A 21602-nucleotide genomic window follows, 5' to 3' on the forward strand; every position below is an offset into this window, starting at 1 on the left:
CCCGACGGGATCAGCGTCGGCACGGGCGTCTGCGTCCCGTGCCGACGAGCCCGACCTCGAGTGCGGTGAGGACCACCGCGACCACGAGCTGCCGGGCGGCAAACCCGCGGGTCTGCCGGTCGAGCGCGATGAGCGGCACCATCGAGACACCGTGCGTGGCGTCGACCGCAGCACCGAGCACGTGCGCCTCGGGTGACGCCGCACGGGTGAGCAGCGCGGCCTGCACGAGCTGCCGCGCGCCGAGCACCCGGCCGAACACGGCCACCCGACCGGTCGACCCGCGCGAGGCGATCAGGTGTGCGACACCGATGCCCGCCCGCAGGCCCTCCACCCAGCCGGCCCGCTGCCGACGAGTGCTGCGGCGGCTGCGGTGGCTCACCGCCGATTCCCCGCGGCCAGGGCGATAGCGCCCGCGACACCGACGGCAGCGCCGATGATCCCGTTGCCGAGCCGGCGGTGCTCCACCCACCACGTCTGCGGCGACCAGGCGTGCGCCGAGTCGTCGAAGACACCGTGCGCCCCGTGGTCACCGGGGACGGGTTCGTGCAGGTTCGTCGGCAGCGACTGCCCGTCCTTCTGCTCGGCCTGCTGCCCGCTGACCAGGGTCTTCGCGGCGTACCAGTCGGCGAAGCGCCCGCTGATCCGGTTGCCCAGGATCGTGTAGACCGTCGACTCGCCCACCCATGTGCGACGGCGGGGCCGTTCGGCGGTGACGGCGATCGCCCGGGCGCCGACCTCGGGCTGGTAGATCGGCGCGACGGGCTGCGGGTGGTGCGGCAGGAGCGACTTCACCCAGTTGAACTGCACCGTGTTGAGCGCCGGCATGTCGACGCGGCTCACGGCAACCTTGCTGCCCTGCTCCGTGAGCTCGGACACCACCGACTCGGTGAACCCGACGATGGCGTGCTTCGCGCTGCAGTAGGCCGCCTGCAGGGGGATGCCCCGGAAGCCGAGCGCCGAACCGACCTGGATGACGTGGCCGCGGTCACGGGGCACCATGCGGGCGAGTGCCGCGCGGGTGCCGTTGACGAAGCCGAGGAAGTTGACGTCGACGGCGCGTTCGAAGTCGTCCGGGCCGGTGTCCGTGAAGCGTCCGAAGACCCCGACCATCACGCAGTTCACCCAGAGCTCGATCGGCCCGAGCTCCTGCTCGGTGCGCTCGGCGGCGGCCTCGACGTCCTGGCGGTCGGCCACGTCGGCGATCAGCGCGAGTCCACGGCGTCCGGCTGCCTCGACCTCCGCGACCGCGGCGTCGACCCCGTCACGACCCCGGGCGAGGACGGCGACGTCCCAGCCCCGTGCCGCGAGCTCGCGGACGGTCGCCCGTCCGAGTCCTGCCGAACCACCGGTCACCACTGCCACGCGCGTCATGCTGTCCGTTGTACGCAGGTCCGCGTCCACACCGGTCCAGCCGGTGTCCCCCGGACGCAGTCGGGGGCGGTTCAGTCCACCGACCGCCGCCGCGCCGTCGCCAGCAGCGACCGCACGGGCAGCACCGAAGGCTCCTCCTCCGGCGCCTGCGGCAGGGCCCCGAGCGAGAACGACTCGACGACGTCCGGCCCGAACAGCACGCACACCGACGACCCGCCGAACTGGAAGTACCCGAGCTCGTCGCCCTTGCCGACCCGAGCACCGGCCTCGATGCCCTCGCCGATCACGCACGACGACACGTCGGACATCCCGATGAACACGACCGCGACGGTGCCGATCGTCGGGTCGTCCGCGTCGATGAGCACGATCGCCCGGGTGGCGACGTGCGCCAGGTACCCCTGCGACAGCTGCGGTTCGGCGGCGTCGGTGCCCTGCGACGAGGCCTCGGAGAAGTAGGTGCCCGGCTCGACCCACGCGCGCAGGACCGTGCCGGCCACCGGGCTGTGCCAGCGGTGGTACTCGAGCGCACTGAGGAAGGCCTGCCACACCGTGCCGTCCACGAACAGGTCGGCGGTCTCGTCCCCGGCGAGCAGCTCCTCGACCGAGTACGGCTCGGCCTTCGCCCAGAACTCGTCGATTCGGTGGACACGACTGGCGATCCGGTAGGGGGTGGCCTCGCACGGGCTGACCACGACCGCGTCGTCGTCGGATGCGGCGACGGGACGCTCGCCGTCCCGGAAGCGCCGGGTGAAGAAGTCGTTCCACGACGTGAAACCCCAGTGCTCGGCGTCGGCGTCGTGCTCGAACCGGTCCATGCCGACCGCCCGGCGCGCAGCGTCGCTGCACCAGCCGGAGGGGGCGTCGACGAGCACCTCGAGGGACTTGTCGCTCGACAGGAAGTCGCACCAGCCCTGGAGGATCGCCCGCAGGGCCTCGTTCACGCGGGGGTCCCGGTAGAACGCGGAACCCGCGGGCGTCGCCTTCGTCCAGTCGAGCACCCCGTCGAGCGGCGTCATCACCATCTGCTCGTCGCTGTACTCGGGCGCCGTCGTGATCACCTCGTCGACGAGTTCGAGCAGTTCGCCGAACGAGTCGAGGTGCCGGTCCTGGTACCGCCGACCGACGGGCACCTGCTCGATCATCTGGTGCGCGTGCATCCGCAGCACCGGATCGCCCTCGACGAGGTCGCGCAGGGCGGAGACCGCCGGGTGCAGCGCGCGGTCGGGATCGCGCTCCTGGTGCCGCTCGCGGCGCCCGCGCAGCCAGGCCTCGAGCCCGCTCTGGTCCTGCGGGAGCCATCCCGCTCGGCGTCGGACGTCCTGCTGCTGCGCTCCACCGGTCACGCGGTGGACGCTACCCACCGCGCACCGCGACGGGTCCCAGCAGCGGACGCCGCGCCTCCCGGCCGACGCGACAGCGCAGCGCACGCAGCACGACCACGGCCGACGCGACCGCCGCCGTCAGCGTCCCCGCCCGAAGCGCGTGGTCACCCCCGGCGAGTACAGCACCGAGTCCGGCTCCAGCCCGGACAGCCCGAAGGGCAGCCCCGCCGCCGCGACCAGGTCGTCCCGCAGCGACACGAGCGACGCCCGGTGCAGCGGCCACGACTCGTGCTCGTTCGGCCAGTACCGCGTCGCGCCCATCCGCCGGACGTGCATGCCCCACCGAGCCGTCAGGAACGTCTCGAGCGGCGTCGGTTCCGCGACGACGTCACCCACGCGCACGTCGAAGGCCGACCGCAGGTGCGTCCCGTGCCGACGCATCGCGTACCCGACGCGACCGTCCGACTTGCGGATCGCCGCGTGCGCCCACCAGTACGGCAGTCTCGTGGCCACCCGCGCGCCGATGGTCGGCAGGAGCTTCCCGGCATCGAGCGACAGGAACGCGACCCCGCGTCGACCCTGGTCGTCGCGCGTGTAGACCCGCACGTTCACCTCGACGAAGTCGCCGACGTTGCCGGCCCGGCCGAGCCGGCCGAGCGGCGGGAAGCGCGTGTCCGTGAACCGGAAGCCGATGAGGCCCACCCACGTCGTGACGCCGTCGTCCGTCCCGTCGGGAGCCATCGTGTCCGGTCGCGCTCCGGCCGGCAGCAGCGGCGCCACCGCCGACACGTCGACGCGCCAGTGTACGAACACCACGTCGAGCCAGTCCTGCGAGATCCAGGGCGTGCCGCGGAGCGGCGGTGCCTCCGGCGAGACGGCCGGGAGGCCCGCCCCACCTCCGCCACGGCGCCCGGCGGTCACGAGATGGTCCCGTCGGTGGTGCGGGCAGCGTCCGGCACGTCGTCCCACCCCTGCTGCGGGGTGTCGCAGGTCCCGCGGAACACGTACTGCGACGGGCGCTTCCGCTCGCTCGAGGTCCAGTCGATCGCGGGCCGTCGACGCTCCGGCGGCAGGTACCCGATCCGGTACACGGCCATCAGCTCGAGCTCCGGCGGGACCCGGAGCAGCCCCTCGATCTCCTCCCACGCGCCGGGGGTCTCCATCGGGAAGGACACGAACTGGATCCCGAGGCCGAGCTCCGTCGTCGCGAGCCACACGTTCTCCATCGCGGCACCCATGCTGAACACCGAGTAGAAGCCCGAGAGCTCCTCCTTCCGGTACTCGTGCCGGTCGAGCATCACGCCGAGCAGCAGCGGCGAGCCGGCGACGAGCTTCCGGTTCTCCTCGCCGAGGGTCTGCGGCACGCGGAGCGCGTTCATCATGAGCTGCCCGCGCTTCGTGAACACCTGCTTCGTGAAGGGACGCAGGGGGCGGGGCAGCTTGTCGAACAGCATCCCGTCACGCCGCTCGTCCATCTCGGCCTGCGAGAACCGGAAGTACGGCCTGTAGCGCTCGAAGAACGTGCCCGCCGCCATCGTCCGGGTCATCGAGCTGCCGCTGATCTCGGCGATGCGGTCGATCGTCGGGCGCTCCTCGACCAGGACGAACCGCCACGGCTGGCTGTTCAGCTGCGAGGGCGCCCGTCCTGCGAGCTCCATCAGCAACCGCTGGTGCTCCTCGGACACCGGGTCGGGCAGGAACGCCCCGTTGGTCGTGCGTCGGCGTCGGATGGCCTCGAAGAGCTCCACTCACGTCCCTCGTGTCTCGTCGTCGTGGTCAGCGCCGCGCGAGCAGCGCCCCGAGGTAGGACGGTGCAGCGGCGACCGCGACTCTCCAGTGTGCTCGCGAGCGGGGGTTCGTGCGCGGGGCGACGGCGAGCGGGACGATTGCCGGCAGCAGGAAGAGCGCCGAGCGGTCGCGGGTCCACACCGGGGTGGTCGCGGCGACACCGGTGAGGGTGGCGGTGACGACGAAGAGGCCGTGGTGCACGACGCGGAGCTTCTTCGTCCGGATGAGCCGGACGGCGACGGCGGTGCCCCAGAGGCAGTTGGCCAGGTACGCCACGGACGCCGCGGTGACCAGGTCGCGGGCCGCCGGCGCTCGTCCGGGAGGCGCGCCGTGCCTCCCGGCTGTCCGCTCACGTCCCACGGACGCGACCCTACGCGCCGTGGCTAGGCGGTTTCGCGGGAGACGAGCTTCGACAGCACGATCGCGCTGCGGGTGTGGTCGACCTGCGGGGCCAGGCGCACTCGGTCGAGCGCCAGCTCGAGGGCCGGCAGGTCGCGCGAGCGCATGTGCACCACGGCGTCGGCGCTGCCGGTGACCGTGCCGGCATCGACGACCTCGGGCACGGTGTCGAGCAGCGTGCGGAGCTCGTCGGGCGACACGGTGCCGCGGCAGTACAGCTCGACCCAGGCCTCGGTGCCGCGGTCCTCGACAGCGGGGTCGACCTTGATCGTGAAGCCCTGGATCACGCCGTCCGCGACGAGTCGGTCGACGCGACGCTTGACCGCGGACGCGGAGAGTCCGACCACCGACCCGATGTCGCCGTAGCCGGCGCGGGCGTTCTCCCGGAGCTGGTCCAGGATGCGGTGGTCGAGCGTGTCCATGTTCGTCAATCGTACGCGGGGTTCTTGCGAGCCAGGTGGGTCCGACGCAGGAATCGTGCGTCACCCGAACGGGTGCCACGCGCTCGCGAACGGGGTACTGCACCGACCGGACCGTTCGTGTCAGACTGCTGCTGGCGTCGACCTGGTCCGCTGCGGTGAGTGAGCCTGCATCTCATCGGAGTGCTTCACCCGTGGTGGTTCCTGGCAGGCTCGGGCCAGAAGTCCCAGGAGGACTGATGTCGAACACCGCAACCGAACCGCAGGCCGCACCGGCACGTGTCGCCACGAAGCGCACGATCCTGATGTGCAAGCCGACGCACTACACGGTGAGCTACCGGATCAACCCGTGGATGCACCCCGAGGAGCCGACCGACACGTCGAAGGCCGTCGAGCAGTGGCAGTCGCTCGTCGACGTCTACGAGCAGCTCGGCTTCGACATCTCGTACATCGAGCCGATCGAGGGGCTGCCCGACATGGTCTACGCGGCGAACGGCGGCTTCGTGCTCGACGGCGTCGCGTACGGCGCGAAGTTCCAGTACCCCGAGCGCCAGCCCGAGGGTCCCGCGTACATGGACTGGTTCCGGGACGCCGGCCTGACCGTCGCCGAGCCGCGCGAGACCAACGAGGGCGAGGGCGACTTCCTGCTCGTCGGGAACACGATCTTCGCGGGCACCGGGTTCCGCTCCGACAGCACCTCGCACGAGGAGCTCGCCGAGATCTACGGCCGCGAGGTCGTCACGCTCAAGCTCATCAACCCGAGCTTCTACCACCTCGACACCGCCATCGCCGTGCTCGACCCGGAGCCCTCCTCAGACGGGACCAGCAACATCGCGTACCTCGAGAGCGCCTTCGACGAGCCTTCGCTTGCGATCCTGCGCGAGCGCTTCCCGGACGCGATCATCGCGACCGAGGAGGACGCCGCGATCCTCGGCCTGAACTCGTACTCCGACGGCTACAACGTCGTGATCGCCTCGCGGGCCACCACGTTCGCCTCGCAGCTCCGGGAGAAGGGCTACAACCCGATCGGCGTCGACCTGTCCGAGCTGCTGCTCGGTGGCGGCGGCGTGAAGTGCTGCACGCTCGACCTGCACCCCGTCGGCACCGGCACCTCGGTCGCGCGGTAGCCGTGAGCACCGCGACCGGAGCCGGTACCCACGCGGGTACCGGTGCGTTCGGCGACGCCACCGCCGCTGCCCTGGCCGTCGAGGACCGCTCCCTCGCCCACAACTACAGCCCGCTGCCGGTCGTCATCGCGTCCGGCGACGGAGCATGGGTCACGGACGTCGACGGCAAGCGCTACCTGGACGGACTCGCCGCGTACTCAGCGGTGAACTTCGGCCACGGCAACCCTCGGCTGCTCGACGCCGCGAGGGCCCAGCTCGACCGCGTGACCCTGACGAGCCGCGCGTTCGTGAACGACCGGCTCGGCCCGTTCGCGTCGGCGCTCGCCGACCTCACCGGCACCGAGCTCGTCCTCCCGATGAACACCGGGGCCGAGGCCGTCGAGTCCGCGATCAAGGTGTCCCGCGCCTGGGGCTACCGCGTCAAGGGCGTCCCGGCCGGGCAGGCCACGATCGTCGTCGCGTCCGGGAACTTCCACGGCCGCACCACGACGATCGTGTCGTTCTCCGACGACCCCTCCGCCCGTCAGGACTTCGGGCCGTACACGCCGGGCTTCCGCACGGTGCCGTACGGCGACGCTGCGGCCCTGCGGGAGGCAATGGACGAGACCGTCGTCGCCGTGCTGCTCGAGCCGATCCAGGGCGAGGGTGGCGTGGTCATCCCGCCCGCGGACTACCTGCCGGCGGTCCGCGCGGTCTGCGACGAGTTCGGCGCGCTGTTCGTCGCCGACGAGATCCAGTCCGGGCTCGGGCGCACCGGCCACACGCTGGCGGTGCAGCGCTTCGGCGTCCGCCCTGACCTGGTCACGCTCGGCAAGGCCCTGGGCGGCGGGATCGTCCCGGTGTCGGCCGTCGTCGGGTCGCGCGAGGTGCTCGGTGTCCTGCGTCCTGGAGAGCACGGCTCGACGTTCGGCGGGAACCCGCTCGCGGCAGCCGTCGGGTCCGAGGTCGTCGCGATGCTCGGCGAGGGCACGTTCCAGCAGCGGGCGCTCGACGGCGAACCGCTGCTCCGCGGGCTGCTCGACGAACTCGTCGGGCACGGGGTCGTGTCGCACCGCGTCGCCGGACTCTGGGCGGGGATCGACATCGACCCCGCGCTCGGCACCGGCAAGGAGATCGCGCACGACCTGGCGGACCGGGGCGTGCTCGTGAAGGACACGCACGGGTCGACGATCCGCTTCGCGCCGCCGCTCGTCGTCACCGACGACGAGGTGCGCCTGGCGATCGGGACCCTCGGAGAGGTGCTGGCCGCGCGGTAGACGCGGCCACCGCCAGCGCGGAACCAGGTTCCGGACACAGCACTGCGGCACCGCGCGGTGTCATGTCCGGAACCTGGTTCCGGCGGGGACGCTGCGCGTCAGCGCACCTGCCACCGCTCCACGAGCTGGTCCATCAGCCCGTCGAGCCGCTCGTCCGTCACCTGGCGCGACGGGTCGGCGTCGAACCACGCGACGATCTCCCGCGCGCCCTGCCGGATCGACGTCGTCTGCGCGAACTCCGGCACGAGCGTCTGCACCTTCGTGTTGTCGAAGACCGAGGTGTTCGCCTTGTCCCCGAGCAGGCTCGCGCCCCAGTCGGCATCGAGTGCGTCGATCGCATCCGACGGCACGTGCACGATCTGCAGGTCCTCGACCCCCGCGGCCGCCGCGAGCTCGTGCGCGATCCGGTCCCACGTCGGCGCCTCGTCACCCGTGATGTGGAAGGCCTCGCCGATCGCCTCGGCGCGGTCGAGCAGGCCGACGAAGCCGACCGCGAAGTCACGCGCGTGCGTGATCGTCCACAGCGAGCTGCCGTCCCCGCACACGACGACCGGCTTGCCCGCCCGCATGCGCCCGAGCACCGTCCACCCGCCCGAGAACGGCACGAGCGTCTCGTCGTAGGTGTGCGACGGCCGGATGATCGTCATCGGGAAGTCGTCCTCGCGGTACGCCTTCGTCAGCAGGTCCTCGCACGCGATCTTGTCCCGCGAGTACTGCCAGAACGGGTTCTTCAGCGGGGTCGACTCGGTGATCGGCAGGTGCGTCGCGGGCGTCTGGTACGCCGAGGCCGACGAGATGAACACGTACTGCCGGGTCCGCCCGGTGAACACCTCGACGTCGCGCTGCACCTGGTCGGGCGTGAAGGCCACGAAGTCGATGACGACGTCCCACCGCCGGTCGCCGATCGCGGATTCCAGCGCGGTGCGGTCCGAGACGTCGGCCTGGAGGCGCGTCACGCTCTCCGGGATCGGCCGCTTGTCCGTCTCGCCCCGGTTGAGCACCGTGACGTCGAAGCCCTGCTCGACGGCTTCGCGGACGCACGCGGCGCTGATGATGCCGCTGCCGCCGATGAACAGCACGCTCGGTCCCGACATGGATGCTCCTTCGCTCCCGGCGGTGCCGCTGTGCACCGCGCCCCTGCGATCCTGCCCCTCCGGCGCTGGGTCGCGTGACGGCCTGTCCGCATCAGTGCCCTGGGCCCGCTGCGCAGAGGTGCTCGATCGCGGTCGGGAGTGCCTGCTGCACGGGTGCGTCGGAGACGTGGACCGCCGTCGCTGCCCGTCGGAGGTCGCGTGCGCAGGACGGCGCGTCCCGCACCTCCTGCAGCCGCGCGAGGCCGGAGACCAGCTCGGTCGTGATGCGGTCGAGCGTCGGACGGACCGTGGTCGTCAGGTCGGGCGCCTCGGCGGGAGCGCGGTCGGGGTGACGGGTCCACTCGTCGAGCAGGGCCGTCTGTGCCTGCTTGCTCGCCTCGATCTGGTCGGCGAACACCGCCTCGACCCAGTCCGGGTCGACGTGGTCCCGCTCGGCGGCGGTGCGTGCGGTGTCGAGGACCGTGCGCTCCCGTGCTGCGTCCTCGACCGGCTGCCCGGAGTGGTACTTCGCGGCGGCGACCTCGGGTGCGGTGTCGAGCCGTTCCGCGACGAGGGCGACCACGGCCCGTGCTGCCGCGGCTGTGGCCGGCTCCGGGCTCGCGCTCGAGGAGGTCGTCGCGGTGCGGGACGACGAGGGAGCGGCTGCGGTCCCGCTCTCCGCCGCGCACCCGGCGAGCGACGTCACGACGGCGGCGCTGAGCCCGAGGGTGCCGAGTCCCAGGGTGACGGCGGAGCGGCGGGGCGTGCGGGTGACGGGCGACGTGGTCATCGGTCGAGGCATGGGACAGTGGTACACCACATTCCGGTACTCCTGCGTCGGTGGTACATCACTGCACGCACCCGTTCGCGGATCGGCCGGCCCGGGTGGTCGCTCGTGGCACGGCGCGTAGCGTCGCGGGCCGGGGCGCACCGAAGCGCTCCACGACAGGAGTGACACGCACATGGAGTACCGCTACCTCGGCGACTCGGGCCTCAAGGTGTCCGAGATCACGTACGGCAACTGGCTGACCCACGCCTCCCAGGTCGAGAACGACGCGGCGATCGCCTGCGTCCGGGCCGCGCTCGACGTCGGCATCTCGACGTTCGACACCGCGGACGTCTACGCGAACACCGGCGCCGAGACCGTCCTCGGCGAAGCCCTCAAGGGGGAGCGGCGCCAGTCGCTCGAGATCGCCACGAAGGTCTTCGGCCCCACCGGTCCGAAGGGCCACAACGACACCGGGCTGAGCCGGAAGCACATCCTCGAGTCGATCGACGGGTCGCTCGAGCGGCTGCAGACCGACTACGTCGACCTGTACCAGGCGCACCGCTACGACCACGAGACCCCGCTCGAGGAGACGATGCAGGCGTTCGCCGACGTCGTGCGGCAGGGGAAGGTCCTGTACGTGGGTGTCTCGGAGTGGACCGCGGACCAGCTCCGCGCCGGCGCCGCGCTGGCGAAGGACCTCGGGTTCCAGCTCATCTCGAACCAGCCGCAGTACTCGGCGCTGTGGCGGGTCATCGAGGGCGAGGTCGTCCCCACGTCGAAGGAACTCGGCATCTCGCAGATCGTCTGGTCGCCGATCGCCCAGGGCGTGCTGACGGGCAAGTACCGGCCCGGCCAGCCGCTGCCCGAGGGCTCGCGCGCCACCGACGACAAGGGCGGCGCGAAGATGATCGAGCGCTTCATGAACGACGAGGTGCTGTCCGCGGTGCAGGAGCTCAAGCCGATCGCAGACGAGCTGAGCCTGTCGATGGCGCAGCTCGCCGTGGCGTGGGTGCTGCAGAACGAGAACGTGGCGTCGGCGATCATCGGCGCCTCGCGGCCCGAGCAGGTGCACGACAACGCTGGTGCTGCCGGGGTGCAGATCCCCGCGGAGCTGATGTCCCGCATCGACGACGCCCTCGGGTCGGTCGTCGAGCGCGACCCGGCGAAGACGAACGACAGCAGCCCGAAGACCCGCGAGGTCTGAGCGGGGCGGAACGAGGTCGAACCACGCTTCCGACGTCGAACCAGCCGCACGCGCCGGTTCGACGTCGGGAACCTGGTTCGACGCCGGGCTGCCCGGAGCGGGCCCACCGGGAACGCAAAAGAGCCCCTCACTCTCGTGAGGGGCTCTTCACCGTGGCTGGACACGGCATCGATCCGTGGACCTTTCGATTTTCAGTCGAACGCTCTACCAACTGAGCTATCCAGCCGTGGCGACCCTGACGGGACTTGAACCCGCGACCTCCGCCGTGACAGGGCGGCACGCTAACCAACTGCGCTACAGGGCCATGTGTTGTGTTGTGTGGTGTTGCTCGGTCGCTTGCTCACTCACGTGGAGTGACCCCAACGGGATTCGAACCCGTGCTGCCGCCGTGAAAGGGCGGTGTCCTAGGCCACTAAACGATAGGGCCGCAAGCTGCGCCGTGCGCTACCGGGAGTCAAGCATACGGACGGTCTGCGTGATGCACAAATCGAGCGCCCTCGAGCGTGCATCCCCGGCGTGTCGCGCCCCACCGATGCTGCTCGGGTCCGTGTCCGGTGCGACCATCGTGGACGGTCCGGACCCTCGCTCGGGGGTGTCCCTGCCGTGACCCGTGTTGTTACTGTTGCGTCTGTTGACAGTGTGGCGTGTCCGAGCCTCGCCGCACCGTTACGAGATCGAGACCATGTCGCCTGCATCCCACCGCTTCCCCCGCTCCCGCCGCCGCGTCCTCGCCGCCGCGGTCGCCGTCGTGCTCTCGGCCGGCGCCGTCGCCGCGGTCGGCCCGGTCTCCGCCGCATCGGCTGCGCAGTACCCGAGCTGGTCGGACGTCCAGCAGGCCAAGGCCTCGAAGGACGCCCAGCAGGCGAAGGTCACCGAGATCAAGGCGCTGCTGCAGGACCTGACCGAGAAGGCATCGGCTGCACAGCAGGCGTCCGAGGCCGCCGGCACGGCGTACCAGACCGCGCAGACGAAGTACGACGCCGCGACCCTCGAGCAGCAGACGCTGCAGCAGCAGGCGGACGAGGCCGACCGCACCGCGAAGCGCTCCGAGGAACAGGCCGGACAGCTCGCCGCGCAGCTCGGCCGCGCGAGTGCGAACGACGTGACCACGGACATCCTCACGCACCCCTCCGACTCGGGTGACCTGCTCTACGAGCTCGGCGCGATGTCGAAGCTGACCGAGCAGGCCGACGGCATCTACTCGCAGGCCTCGCAGGACCGCGGTGTCGCGCAGGGGCTCGCCGACCGTGCCGAGCAGGCCAAGGAGGCCCTCGGTGCGCTCGCGGACGCGGCCCAGGCGAAGATGCAGGCCGCCCAGGACGCGGCCGACCGGGCACAGTCGGCGGTCGACGCGCAGACGGACAACAAGGCCCGTCTCGAGGCCCAGCTCACCCTGCTGACCACCAACGAGCAGGACGTCCAGGCCAAGTACGACGAGGGCGTCGCAGCCGCGAAGGCAGCCGAGGCGGCCCGCGCTGCGGCGGCCGCGAAGGCCGCGGCGACGAGCCAGGGCGGCACGGGCGGCGGCGCGCCGAACTCATCCGGCTGGGTCCGTCCCGCCGGCGGGTACCAGACGAGCCCCTACGGCTACCGCGTCGACCCGTACACGCACTACCGCGCCCTGCACGCCGGCGTGGACCTGGCGCCCGCCTGCTACGCGCCGATCTACGCCGCCCACGCGGGCACGGTGACGTTCGCGGCGAACGGCGGCGGCTACGGCAACGAGGTCGTGCTGGACAACGGCGGCGGCATCTCCACCGCGTACGGGCACATCGTCGACGAGGGCATCCTCGTCTCCGTCGGGCAGCACGTCGAGGCCGGGCAGCAGATCGCGAAGATCGGCTCCACCGGTTGGTCGACGGGGTGCCACCTCCACTTCGAGACCCGGGTGAACGGTTCCGCCGTCGACCCGGTCCCCTTCATGGCAGCGCGGGGGATCTCGGTATGAGCAACAGCGCCGTCGAGAGGCCCTGAGCGAGACATGAAGCCCTCCCCCCGCACCCTGTCCGGCTGCACCGCGGTCGTCGCCGTCCTCGGCATCGGTCTGTCGGTCGTCGTCGCCGGTCCCGCGCAGGCAGCCCCGTCCGCCCCGAGCTGGGACGACGTGCGGCAGGCGAAGGCCGACACCGCTCAGGCCCAGGCCACGGTGGACGAGCTGAGCACCCGGCTGCAGACGCTGCAGGACGCCGCCGACAGCGCGGAGGTCTCCGAGCTCCAGGCGGCGCAGGACTACGCGATGGCGGTGTCGCAGCAGCAGGAGGCGCAGGCGTCCCTCGACGACCTGACGGCGCAGGCGAAGCGTGCCGAGCAGCGGGCGGACGAGTCGGCCGGGCAGGTCGCGGGGCTCGTCGTGGAGCTCTCCCGCACGGGCGGTGGGGACCTGTCGACCTCGATGCTCGTCGACGCCTCGGACGCGAAGGACCTGCTCTACCGCGTGGGCACGGTGTCGCACCTGTCCGAGCGCTCCGCGCGGGTGCTCGCCCAGGCGCAGACCGACCAGAACACCGTCGAGTCGATCGCCGCGCAGCAGTCGGCGGCGACGAAGGCCCTCGCCGCGGCGACCGCGAAGTCCGAGCGGGCGCTCGACGAGGCCAACGACGCATCGGCCTCGGCGCAGGCGCGGGTGCAGGAGCAGCAGGACCAGCAGTCCGAGGTGCTCGAGCAGCTGGCGTTCCTCAAGGGCACGAGCACGGCGACCGAGACGGCGTACTGGAACGCACAGCAGGCGGAGCGGGCGCAGCAGCAGCTCGCGGCGCGTGACGCGGCGACCTCGAGCGGGTCCGGCAGCAGCGCGGACCCCTCGTCGTCCGCGGTGCCCTCGCGCCCGAGCGGCACGCAGTCGAGCGGTTCGCAGCCGAGCACGAGCCAGCCGAGCACGACGCAGCCGAGCACGACGCAGCCGAGCACGAGCCAGCCGAGCACGAGCCAGCCGAGCACGAGCCAGCCGAACACGAGCCCGTCGCGCCCGAGCACGACGCAGCCGAGCACGACCCCGTCGCGCCCGGCACCGGCACCGGCCCCTGCGCCCGCTCCGGCTCCTGCGCCCGCTCCGGCTCCCAAGCCGGTCTCGAGCCCGTCGAAGGCCGCCGGTGCCATCGCCTACGCCCGGAACCAGCTCGGCAAGGCGTACGTGCTCGGCGGCGCGGGCCCGAACACGTGGGACTGCTCCGGCCTGGTGATGATGGCGTACAACTCGCAGGGCATCGCGACCGGCGGTCACAACGTCGTCTGGCAGTACAACTACTTCAAGTCGATCGGGCGCCTCGTCCCGCTGTCGCAGCGGCAGCCCGGCGACATCCTGTTCTACTCGTCGAACGGCAGCGTCTCCGGCGCCTACCACGACAGCATCGTCACGAGCTACGGCACCATGGTCGAGGCCGCGCGCCCCGGCGTCGGTGTGGTCGAGCGCGGCATCTGGCTGCCGAACCAGCTCCTGCCCTACGTCGCCCGTCCGAGCGGCTCGCTGTAGCGACGAGCGGCCAGCGACGAGCGGCCAGCGACGCACGACGTCAGACCCGCACGAACGACGGCGCCCGCACTCCCCGAGGGGAGCGCGGGCGCCGTCGTGTGTGCGAGCGTCAGTGACCGGCGGGCACGTACGCGGCCTGGCCGGCCTGCACGATCGCCTCGGCCTCGGCGGCGTCGCCCCAGCCCTCGGCCTTGACCCACTTGTTCGGCTCGAGGTCCTTGTAGCGCTCGAAGAAGTGCGCGATCTCGGCCTTCGTCTGCTCGTCGACGTCCGAGATGTCCTGGATGTGCTGCCAGCGCGGGTCCTTCGCGGGGACCACGAGGACCTTCGCGTCGTTGCCGGCCTCGTCGCTCATCTTGAAGACGCCGACCGGACGGACCTTGACGCCCACGCCCGGGAACACCGGGTACTCGAGCAGCAGCAGCGCGTCCACGGGGTCGCCGTCGTCGGCGAGCGTGTTCTCGAAGTAGCCGTAGTCGGTCGGGTAGACGAACGAGGTGAACAGCACGCGGTCGAGGTACACGCGACCGGTCTCGTGGTCGACCTCGTACTTGTTGCGGCTGCCCTTGGGGATCTCGACGACGACGTCGTACGCGGTCATGGTGCGCTCCTGGTCTCATGTGCGGGAAGAAAGCGCGGCTAACGTTACCGGGTGAACACTCCGCGTCCCCGGTTGGACCCGGCCGTCGCCGCGACCCGGCTGGCGGTCCGCACGCTGCTGTCGCAGGCACGCGACGAGGGGTTGCTGCACTCGGGTGACCTGGTCACCGTCGCGCTGAGCGGCGGAGCCGACTCGCTCGCGCTCGCCGCGGCCACCGCGTTCGAGGCGCCGAAGCAGGACCTGCGTGCCGGCGCGGTCGTGGTCGACCACGCGCTCCAGGCGGGCAGCGAGGCGGTGGCGAGCCGCGCCTCCAGGACGGCCGCATCGCTCGGTCTCGACCCGGTGACGGTCCGTCGGGTCGCCGTCGGCTCCGACGGTGGTCCGGAGGGCGCCGCCCGGGAGGCACGGCACACCGCGATCGCGCAGGTCGCCGCCGACACGGGGTCACCCCTGGTGCTGTTCGGGCACACGCTCGACGACCAGGCCGAGACGGTGCTGCTCGGCCTGCTGCGCGGCAGCGGACCGGACGCGCTCTCCGGCATGCCGCCGCTGGTGCGGCGGACGGTGGGGCCGGCCTACGGGCGACCGCTCCTGGGTGTCCGTCGACACGCGACGCGGCAGGCCACGGTCGCCGCGGGGCTCGTGCCGTGGGACGACCCGCAGAACGACGACCCCGCGTACGCCCGCGTGCGGGTGCGGAACGCGCTGATGCCGGTGCTGGAGCGGGAGCTCGGAGCCGGGGTTCCCGAGGCGCTCGCCCGCACCGCCGAGCAGCTCCGCGAGGACGCCGCGGCGCTCGACCACTTCGCCGAGGAGATGGCGGAGGACCTCGCCGAGCACTCCGAGGCGGGCATCTCGCTCTCCGTGCCCGGACTGCAGGCGAACCCGCCGGCGCTCCGCCAGCGGCTCGTGCGGCTCGCCGTCGAGGGGGAGTTCGGCGTGACGCTCTCGCGCACCCAGACGCTCGAGGTCTGCCGGCTCGTCACCGACTGGCGCGGGCAGGGACCGATCGACCTGCCGGGAGTCCGGGCGTCCCGGTCCGGCGAGCGGATCGCGTTCTCGGCCGGTTAGGCTTGTGCGGTGGAACTCTCCGACGTCCAGGCAGACCTGTCCGAAGTGCTCTTCACCCCCGAGCAGATCGACGAGAAGCTCGCCGAACTCGCCGCGGTGGTCGACCGTGACTACGCGGGCAAGGACCCGCTGCTCGTCGGCGTGCTGAAGGGCGCCGTCATGGTCATGGCGGACTTCTCGCGGCACCTCAAGATGCAGGCCCGCATGGACTGGATGGCGGTCTCGTCGTACGGCTCCGGCACGAAGTCGTCCGGCGTGGTGCGGATCCTCAAGGACCTCGACACCGACCTGCACGGCCGCGACGTCATCATCGTCGAGGACATCATCGACTCCGGCCTGACGCTGTCCTGGCTCAAGCAGAACCTCGAGTCCCGCGGGGCCGCGAGCGTCGAGATCGTCGCGCTGCTCCGCAAGCCCGAGGCGGCCAAGGTCGAGGTCGACGTCAAGTACGCCGGCTTCGAGATCCCCGACGCCTTCGTGGTCGGCTACGGCCTGGACTTCGACGAGCGCTACCGCAACCTGCGCGGCATCGGCGTGCTCGCGCCGCACGTCTACTCCTGAGGCCCCCCGGGCCGTCCCGAGCGCCGGGCGGCCCGTACGGCTCCCTCCGGGCACGGGTGGAGTTCGCCCGCAGAGGACACCCATTCTCGCCACAGAGTCACCGCCGTATGCTGACCTCCACGCAACTCCGGCAGAGAAAGGTGTCGGGCCCTCGCGCCCGGATCACATGAACTTCAAGCGCATCTTCCGCGGCCCGTACCTCTACGTGCTCATCGCGCTGGTCGGCATCTTCATCGGCTGGAGCGTCATCGCACAGTCCGGCACGCAGCAGATCGACACCCAGAAGGGTCTCGAGCAGCTCGCCGACGGCAAGGTCTCGTCCGTGGTCGTCAACTCGACCGAGCAGCGCGTCGACCTGACCCTGAAGGACGGCAACGCGAAGGAGCAGTTCTACTACTCCACGCCGCGCGGCGAAGAGGTCATCAAGGCCGTCAACGACGCGAACCTGCCCGACGGGTACAACGACACCGTGCAGCAGGGCAACTGGTTCCTGTCGCTCCTCGGCATCATCCTGCCGTTCCTCATCATCGGCGCCCTGTTCTGGTTCCTGCTCTCGAGCGCCCAGGGCGGCGGCTCGAAGGTCATGCAGTTCGGCAAGTCCCGCGCGAAGATGAACAACAAGGAGAACCCGCAGGTCTCCTTCGCCGACGTCGCCGGTTCGGACGAGGCGATCGAGGAGCTCCACGAGATCAAGGAGTTCCTGCAGGAGCCCGCGAAGTTCCAGGCGGTCGGCGCGAAGATCCCGAAGGGCGTGCTGCTGTACGGCCCTCCCGGCACGGGCAAGACTCTGCTCGCACGCGCCGTCGCGGGCGAGGCCGGTGTGCCGTTCTACTCGATCTCGGGTTCGGACTTCGTCGAGATGTTCGTCGGTGTCGGTGCGAGCCGCGTCCGTGACCTCTTCGAGCAGGCCAAGCAGAACGCCCCCGCGATCGTCTTCATCGACGAGATCGACGCCGTGGGTCGTCACCGTGGCGCCGGCATCGGCGGCGGCAACGACGAGCGCGAGCAGACGCTGAACCAGCTCCTCGTCGAGATGGACGGCTTCGACGGCAAGACGAACGTCATCCTCATCGCCGCGACGAACCGTCCCGACGTCCTCGACCCCGCGCTTCTGCGCCCGGGCCGCTTCGACCGCCAGATCGGCGTCGACGCCCCGTCGCTCGGTGGCCGCAAGCAGATCCTCGAGGTGCACGCGAAGGGCAAGCCGCTCGCCGCGAGTGTCGACCTCGAGCTCCTCGCCCGCAAGACGCCCGGCTTCACGGGTGCCGACCTGGCGAACGTCCTGAACGAGGCCGCGCTGCTCACCGCCCGCTCGAACGCGCAGCTCATCGACAACCGTGCGCTGGACGAGGCCGTCGACCGCGTCATGGCCGGTCCGCAGCGCCGCACGCGCATCATGTCCGACCAGGAGAAGCTGATCACGGCGTACCACGAGGGTGGTCACGCCCTGGCCGCCGCCGCGATGCGTCACACCGACCCGGTGACGAAGATCACGATCCTGCCGCGCGGTCGTGCCCTCGGTTACACGATGGTGCTCCCGCTCGAGGACAAGTACTCGGTGACCCGCAACGAGCTCCTCGACCAGCTCACCTACGCCATGGGTGGCCGCGTCGCCGAGGAGATCGTGTTCCACGACCCGACCACGGGTGCGTCGAACGACATCGAGAAGGCCACCTCGACCGCACGCAAGATGGTGACCGAGTACGGCATGAGCCGCGCGGTCGGTTCCGTCAAGCTCGGCTCGGGTTCGAGCGAGCCGTTCGTCGGCCGCGAGATGGGCGGCGGCAGCGGTCGTGACTACTCGGAGAACATCGCCGAGACGGTCGACGCCGAGACCCGTGCCCTGCTCGAGGCAGCGCACGACGAGGCCTACCAGGTGCTCAACGACAACCGCGACATCCTCGACCGCCTGGCCGGCGAGCTCCTCGAAAAGGAGACGCTGGACGCGCCGGAGCTCGTCGAGATCTTCAAGGACGTCCGCAAGCTCCCGGAGCGCCCGCAGTGGCTGTCGAGCGACCGTCGGCCGGTGTCGAACCTGCCCGCGATTGAGTTCCCGGGCAAGGCCGCGGCGACCGCGGCGGAGCAGGGCGACACCGAGTCGTCGTCGAAGCCCCGTCGTCGCCCGTTCGGCAACCCCGGTATCGCGCCCGCGTAGGCCGGCATGACCGACCTGCCGACGAGACGCTCCCGTCGCCTCGCCGAGGCGGACCGCGCCCGTGCCGCAGAGCACGGGGCTCGGGCCGCCGCAGCGGAGCCGCCGACGGTCGCGATCGACCTCCGTGCACCGGCACCGGTGCCGGAGATCGTGACCGGCCGTCGGCGTGACCGCGCTCCCGGCGGTGCCGCCGACGGGTCGGGCGACCGCACGCGTGTGATGGGCATCCTCAACGTCACGCCGGACTCGTTCAGCGACGGCGGCCTGCACCTGGCGGTCGACGCTGCGGTCACGCACGCCCGTGACCTCGTCGCGGCCGGAGCGGACCTGGTCGACGTCGGCGGGGAGTCCACCCGTCCCGGCGCGGACCGGGTGCCGGTCGAGGTCGAGCAGCAGCGCGTCCTGCCGGTCGTCCGGCAGCTCGTGTCCGAGGGCATCGCGGTGAGCGTCGACACGATGAACGCCTCGACGGCGGAGCGTGCGGTCGAGGTCGGCGCCGCGATCGTCAACGACGTCTCGGGCGGCCTGGCCGACGACGACATGGCCCGGGTCGTCCGCGACACCGGAGCCGGCTTCGTCGTGATGCACTGGCGCGGCCACAGCGACCGGATGTACCGGAACGCCGAGTACGCCCACGCGGTGGAGGAGGTCCGCCGCGAGGTCGAGCTCCGCGTCGCCGAGCTGATCGTCCTGGGGGTGCGCGAGGAGCAGGTGGTCATCGACCCCGGGCTCGGCTTCGCCAAGCAGGGCGCCCAGAACTGGGAGATCCTGGCCGGCTACGAGCGCTTCGCCTCGATCGGGTTGCCGGTGCTCGTCGCCGCTTCACGCAAGCGGTTCCTGGACGGGGTCGGCAGCGCTGCCGGCGCACCGCCCCGGGACCGCGACCTCGCCACCGCCGCCATCAGCCTGCTCGCCGCCGAACGCGGCGCGTGGGGGGTGCGCGTGCACGACCCCGCACCGACGCGTGCGGTGCTCGACGTCTGGGATGCCTGGAGGGCAGCACGATCGTGAGGGACACCATCCGACTGACCGGGGTCCGTGCCCGGGGGAACCACGGCGTGTTCGACCACGAGCGCGCCGACGGCCAGGACTTCGTCGTCGACGTCGCGGTCGAGGTCGACGCCCGGGTGTCGTCCGGGTCGGACGACCTGGCGGACACCGTGCACTACGGCGTCGTCGCCGAGCAGGTCGTCGCCGAGATCGAGGGCGGGCCGGTCGACCTCATCGAGACCCTGGCCGAACGGATCGCCGCCGCGGTGCTCACCCACCGCGCGGCGCTCGCGGTCGAGGTCACGGTGCACAAGCCGCAGGCGCCGATCACCGTGCCGTTCACCGACGTCTCGATCACCATCCGCCGCACCCGCGGTGGGTCGGTGTCCCACGAGGAAGAAGAGTGAGCAGGGCGGTCATCGCCCTCGGTGCGAACCTCGGCGACCGCGGGAGCACCCTCCGCGCCGCCGCGCAGGCGATCGCGGATGCGCCGGGCATCCGACCGGTGGCGTCGAGCCACGAGGTGGAGTCCGTCGCCCTGACCCTCGACGGGCTCGACGACACGAAGCCCCGGTACCGCAACGGCGTGGTCGTGGTGGACACCGACCTCGCGCCGCAGGAACTGCTCGACGCCCTGCACCGGATCGAGGACGACCACGGGCGCACCCGCGAGGTCCGCTGGGGTGACCGCACGCTCGACCTCGACGTGATCGCCGTCGAGGACCTCCGGATCGACACCGAGACGCTGACCGTGCCGCACCCGCGGGCGGGGGAGCGGGCGTTCGTGCTCGCCCCGTGGCTCGACGCCGACCCGGACGCCGTCCTGCCGGGGATCGGACGGGTCGCGGACCTGCTCGACGCCCTCGGCGACGACACCGAGCGTGTCGACGAGCCACGGCTGTTCGACGCAGCGCCCGCAGCAGACGCGCCCGCAGCCGCACCCGCAGCCACGCCCGCGCCCGCGCCCACCGCCGGGTCGGAGACGCTCGCGTGAAGCCGACCCGCGCCTCCACCCTGATCAGCGTCGCGGTCGTCGCCGCCGTCGCCGGGTTCGCCCTCGACGCCGTCCTGGCCTCGCGCCAGTCGCCGACCCTGCTGCTCTCGACCCCGCTCGGCGTCACGCTCGCGCTGATCGGTGTCGCGGTCGTCGCCATGGCCCGACCCGTCCGCCGGCACGCGCGCGACGGTGCCGGCCGGCAGCACCCCGTCGACCCGCTGTACGCCACCCGCGTGGTCGTGCTGGCGAAGGCCTCGAGCCTGGCCGGCGCGCTGTTCGGTGCGTTCGCCGCCGGGCTGCTGCTGTACCTCCTGACCCGCTCCGCCCTGCCGCCGCTAGGCTCGGTGCTGCCGAACGCCGTCGCGGTCGGGGGCGGTCTCGTGCTCGTGGTGTGTGCGCTCGTCGCCGAGCGGATGTGCATGGCGCCGCCACCACAGGACGACGACGACGACCTGCCGCGGGGTGGGACGACGGCGAACTGACCGACGACCGCAGGAGGCCGAGATGCCGCTCGAACGACTCGACGAGCCGGGCCTCGGCCTGACCGGGACCACGTGGACGCGGGTGTCGCCGAAGCTGGTCTGGACCGAACTCGTCAGCACGATCGTGGTCGGGGTGATCGTGACGGCCGGGTGCGTGCTGTTCGCGGTGCTCTTCGGCGGGTTCGGGGGTGCGGCCGGCACGGTGTGGAGCTGCATCGCGATCGTGGTCGCCCTCGTCGCGCTGGTCACCGCCGTCCTGACGCCCCGTCGCGTCCGCGCCATCGGGTACGCCCTGCGCGACGACGACCTCGTGCTGCGCCGTGGGCTGATGTGGCAGCGCTTCACGGCCGTGCCGTACGGGCGGATGCAGCTGGTCGACGTGAACCGCGGACCGCTCGACCGGGTCCTCGGGCTCAGCGAGCTGAAGTTCGTCACCGCCGCGGCCGCGACGAACGTCCGGATCCCGGGCATCCCCGCCGCCGACGCCGACGAGCTGCGTGACCGGCTCGTCGAGCTCGCCGAGTCCCGCCGCGCCGGGCTCTAGGGGG

The 21602-nt window shown here is 71.7% G+C and carries 23 protein-coding genes, 3 tRNA genes and 1 pseudogene; 13 read left to right on the top strand and 14 right to left on the bottom strand.

The window, feature by feature from the left end; translation table 11 throughout:
* Window positions 1-10: 10 nt before the first annotated feature.
* The 7 genes from C1N91_RS00595 to C1N91_RS00625 form a co-directional block, all read right to left on the bottom strand.
* A complete protein-coding gene (locus C1N91_RS00595) occupies window positions 11-379 on the bottom strand; it encodes a hypothetical protein (protein ID WP_137766155.1) in 369 nt (122 codons plus the stop codon).
* On the bottom strand, window positions 376-1371 hold the full coding sequence (locus tag C1N91_RS00600; RefSeq protein WP_137766156.1) for an SDR family oxidoreductase: 996 nt from the start codon (window positions 1369-1371) through the stop codon (window positions 376-378). The genes C1N91_RS00595 and C1N91_RS00600 overlap by 4 nt, the downstream gene beginning before the upstream one ends.
* Before the next feature lie 71 nt (window positions 1372-1442).
* The gene (locus C1N91_RS00605) at window positions 1443-2714 is read right to left on the bottom strand and encodes a phosphatidylserine decarboxylase family protein (RefSeq protein WP_175415843.1); all 1272 of its coding nucleotides are present in this window, start codon (window positions 2712-2714) and stop codon (window positions 1443-1445) included.
* A 117-nt stretch (window positions 2715-2831) separates the two neighbouring features.
* Window positions 2832-3614, bottom strand: coding sequence for a YqjF family protein (locus tag C1N91_RS00610; protein WP_137766158.1), 783 nt, complete (start codon window positions 3612-3614; stop codon window positions 2832-2834).
* Window positions 3611-4441, bottom strand: coding sequence for a nitroreductase family protein (locus C1N91_RS00615; protein WP_137766159.1), 831 nt, complete (start codon window positions 4439-4441; stop codon window positions 3611-3613). Before C1N91_RS00615 ends, C1N91_RS00610 begins: the two co-directional genes overlap by 4 nt.
* Before the next feature lie 28 nt (window positions 4442-4469).
* Window positions 4470-4841 carry a hypothetical protein gene (locus C1N91_RS00620; protein ID WP_137766160.1) on the bottom strand — a complete coding sequence of 124 codons (372 nt, stop codon included), beginning with the start codon at window positions 4839-4841 and terminating at the stop codon, window positions 4470-4472.
* Window positions 4842-4864: 23 nt separating this feature from the next.
* A complete protein-coding gene (locus C1N91_RS00625) occupies window positions 4865-5302 on the bottom strand; it encodes an Lrp/AsnC family transcriptional regulator (protein ID WP_058750517.1) in 438 nt (145 codons plus the stop codon).
* A 236-nt stretch (window positions 5303-5538) separates the two neighbouring features.
* On the opposite strand from C1N91_RS00625, the gene ddaH reads away from it, so the two are divergent.
* Together ddaH and rocD are read left to right on the top strand one after the other, a co-directional pair.
* Window positions 5539-6426, top strand: coding sequence for a dimethylargininase (gene ddaH / locus C1N91_RS00630; RefSeq protein ID WP_137766161.1), 888 nt, complete (start codon window positions 5539-5541; stop codon window positions 6424-6426).
* 2 nt (window positions 6427-6428) lie between these two features.
* On the top strand, window positions 6429-7682 hold the full coding sequence (rocD, locus tag C1N91_RS00635; protein WP_137766162.1) for an ornithine--oxo-acid transaminase: 1254 nt from the start codon (window positions 6429-6431) through the stop codon (window positions 7680-7682).
* A gap of 98 nt (window positions 7683-7780) precedes the next feature.
* Here rocD and C1N91_RS00640 read toward each other — a convergent pair whose 3' ends face one another.
* Window positions 7781-8776, bottom strand: a complete 996-nt coding sequence (locus tag C1N91_RS00640) for an SDR family oxidoreductase (protein WP_137766163.1) — start codon at window positions 8774-8776, stop codon at window positions 7781-7783.
* Window positions 8777-8867: 91 nt separating this feature from the next.
* On the bottom strand, window positions 8868-9545 hold the full coding sequence (gene aroQ / locus C1N91_RS00645) for a gamma subclass chorismate mutase AroQ (protein WP_175415844.1): 678 nt from the start codon (window positions 9543-9545) through the stop codon (window positions 8868-8870).
* Between the two features lie 172 nt (window positions 9546-9717).
* Here aroQ and C1N91_RS00650 point away from each other — a divergent pair, with 172 nt between their 5' ends.
* Window positions 9718-10728, top strand: coding sequence for an aldo/keto reductase family protein (locus C1N91_RS00650; protein WP_137766165.1), 1011 nt, complete (start codon window positions 9718-9720; stop codon window positions 10726-10728).
* Between the two features lie 153 nt (window positions 10729-10881).
* Here the strand turns inward: C1N91_RS00650 and C1N91_RS00655 are convergent.
* The 3 genes from C1N91_RS00655 to C1N91_RS00665 form a co-directional block, all read right to left on the bottom strand.
* A tRNA-Phe gene (locus tag C1N91_RS00655) sits at window positions 10882-10954 on the bottom strand.
* 1 nt (window position 10955) lies between these two features.
* Window positions 10956-11032: transfer RNA gene (locus C1N91_RS00660), tRNA-Asp, on the bottom strand.
* A gap of 50 nt (window positions 11033-11082) precedes the next feature.
* Window positions 11083-11155: transfer RNA gene (locus tag C1N91_RS00665), tRNA-Glu, on the bottom strand.
* Window positions 11156-11410: 255 nt separating this feature from the next.
* On the opposite strand from C1N91_RS00665, the gene C1N91_RS00670 reads away from it, so the two are divergent.
* Complete coding sequence (locus tag C1N91_RS00670; protein ID WP_137766166.1) at window positions 11411-12676, top strand: M23 family metallopeptidase; 1266 nt, start codon at window positions 11411-11413, stop codon at window positions 12674-12676.
* Window positions 12677-13612: 936 nt separating this feature from the next.
* Here C1N91_RS00670 and C1N91_RS17160 read toward each other — a convergent pair.
* Window positions 13613-13948: pseudogene (locus C1N91_RS17160) on the bottom strand (hypothetical protein); the annotation flags it as partial.
* On the opposite strand from C1N91_RS17160, the gene C1N91_RS17165 reads away from it, so the two are divergent.
* Window positions 13859-14197 (top strand): C40 family peptidase, encoded by a 339-nt coding sequence (locus C1N91_RS17165; protein ID WP_368074226.1) that lies wholly within the window; start codon window positions 13859-13861, stop codon window positions 14195-14197. The pseudogene C1N91_RS17160 and the gene C1N91_RS17165 sit on opposite strands and share 90 nt — an antisense overlap.
* 109 nt (window positions 14198-14306) lie before the next feature.
* On the opposite strand, the gene C1N91_RS00680 is transcribed toward C1N91_RS17165, so the two are convergent.
* Complete coding sequence (locus tag C1N91_RS00680) at window positions 14307-14798, bottom strand: inorganic diphosphatase (RefSeq protein ID WP_058730187.1); 492 nt, start codon at window positions 14796-14798, stop codon at window positions 14307-14309.
* 51 nt (window positions 14799-14849) lie between these two features.
* On the opposite strand from C1N91_RS00680, the gene tilS reads away from it, so the two are divergent.
* The 8 genes from tilS (at window position 14850) to C1N91_RS00720 (ending at window position 21598) form a co-directional block, all read left to right on the top strand.
* On the top strand, window positions 14850-15869 hold the full coding sequence (tilS, locus tag C1N91_RS00685; protein ID WP_137766168.1) for a tRNA lysidine(34) synthetase TilS: 1020 nt from the start codon (window positions 14850-14852) through the stop codon (window positions 15867-15869).
* A gap of 9 nt (window positions 15870-15878) precedes the next feature.
* Entirely contained in the window at window positions 15879-16430 is a 552-nt protein-coding gene (gene hpt, locus C1N91_RS00690; RefSeq protein ID WP_031272831.1) for a hypoxanthine phosphoribosyltransferase, read from the top strand.
* A gap of 166 nt (window positions 16431-16596) precedes the next feature.
* Window positions 16597-18585, top strand: a complete 1989-nt coding sequence (gene ftsH / locus C1N91_RS00695; protein WP_137766169.1) for an ATP-dependent zinc metalloprotease FtsH — start codon at window positions 16597-16599, stop codon at window positions 18583-18585.
* Between the two features lie 6 nt (window positions 18586-18591).
* On the top strand, window positions 18592-19596 hold the full coding sequence (gene folP / locus C1N91_RS00700) for a dihydropteroate synthase (RefSeq protein ID WP_217496448.1): 1005 nt from the start codon (window positions 18592-18594) through the stop codon (window positions 19594-19596).
* Complete coding sequence (folB, locus tag C1N91_RS00705) at window positions 19593-19982, top strand: dihydroneopterin aldolase (protein WP_137766170.1); 390 nt, start codon at window positions 19593-19595, stop codon at window positions 19980-19982. The genes folP and folB overlap by 4 nt, the downstream gene beginning before the upstream one ends.
* On the top strand, window positions 19979-20569 hold the full coding sequence (gene folK / locus C1N91_RS00710) for a 2-amino-4-hydroxy-6-hydroxymethyldihydropteridine diphosphokinase (protein ID WP_137766171.1): 591 nt from the start codon (window positions 19979-19981) through the stop codon (window positions 20567-20569). The genes folB and folK overlap by 4 nt, the downstream gene beginning before the upstream one ends.
* Complete coding sequence (locus tag C1N91_RS00715) at window positions 20566-21054, top strand: DUF3180 domain-containing protein (RefSeq protein ID WP_137766172.1); 489 nt, start codon at window positions 20566-20568, stop codon at window positions 21052-21054. The genes folK and C1N91_RS00715 overlap by 4 nt, the downstream gene beginning before the upstream one ends.
* A 22-nt stretch (window positions 21055-21076) precedes the next feature.
* Window positions 21077-21598: a PH domain-containing protein gene (locus C1N91_RS00720; RefSeq protein ID WP_137766173.1), complete on the top strand. Its 522-nt coding sequence runs from the start codon at window positions 21077-21079 to the stop codon at window positions 21596-21598.
* Window positions 21599-21602 lie beyond the last annotated feature (4 nt).

It is taken from the genome of Curtobacterium sp. SGAir0471, from assembly GCF_005490985.1.
Taxonomy (GTDB): Bacteria; Actinomycetota; Actinomycetes; order Actinomycetales; family Microbacteriaceae; genus Curtobacterium.

Coding starts and splice junctions, on each gene's coding strand:
- C1N91_RS00625 (WP_058750517.1), bottom strand. CDS start 5,302: ATGGACACGCTCGACCACCGCATCCTGGACCAGCTCCGGGAGAACGCC.
- C1N91_RS00600 (WP_137766156.1), bottom strand. CDS start 1,371: ATGACGCGCGTGGCAGTGGTGACCGGTGGTTCGGCAGGACTCGGACGG.
- ddaH (WP_137766161.1), top strand. CDS start 5,539: ATGTCGAACACCGCAACCGAACCGCAGGCCGCACCGGCACGTGTCGCC.
- aroQ (WP_175415844.1), bottom strand. CDS start 9,545: ATGACCACGTCGCCCGTCACCCGCACGCCCCGCCGCTCCGCCGTCACC.
- C1N91_RS00640 (WP_137766163.1), bottom strand. CDS start 8,776: ATGTCGGGACCGAGCGTGCTGTTCATCGGCGGCAGCGGCATCATCAGC.
- folP (WP_217496448.1), top strand. CDS start 18,592: ATGACCGACCTGCCGACGAGACGCTCCCGTCGCCTCGCCGAGGCGGAC.
- C1N91_RS00670 (WP_137766166.1), top strand. CDS start 11,411: ATGTCGCCTGCATCCCACCGCTTCCCCCGCTCCCGCCGCCGCGTCCTC.
- ftsH (WP_137766169.1), top strand. CDS start 16,597: ATGAACTTCAAGCGCATCTTCCGCGGCCCGTACCTCTACGTGCTCATC.
- C1N91_RS00720 (WP_137766173.1), top strand. CDS start 21,077: ATGCCGCTCGAACGACTCGACGAGCCGGGCCTCGGCCTGACCGGGACC.
- C1N91_RS00680 (WP_058730187.1), bottom strand. CDS start 14,798: ATGACCGCGTACGACGTCGTCGTCGAGATCCCCAAGGGCAGCCGCAAC.
- C1N91_RS00650 (WP_137766165.1), top strand. CDS start 9,718: ATGGAGTACCGCTACCTCGGCGACTCGGGCCTCAAGGTGTCCGAGATC.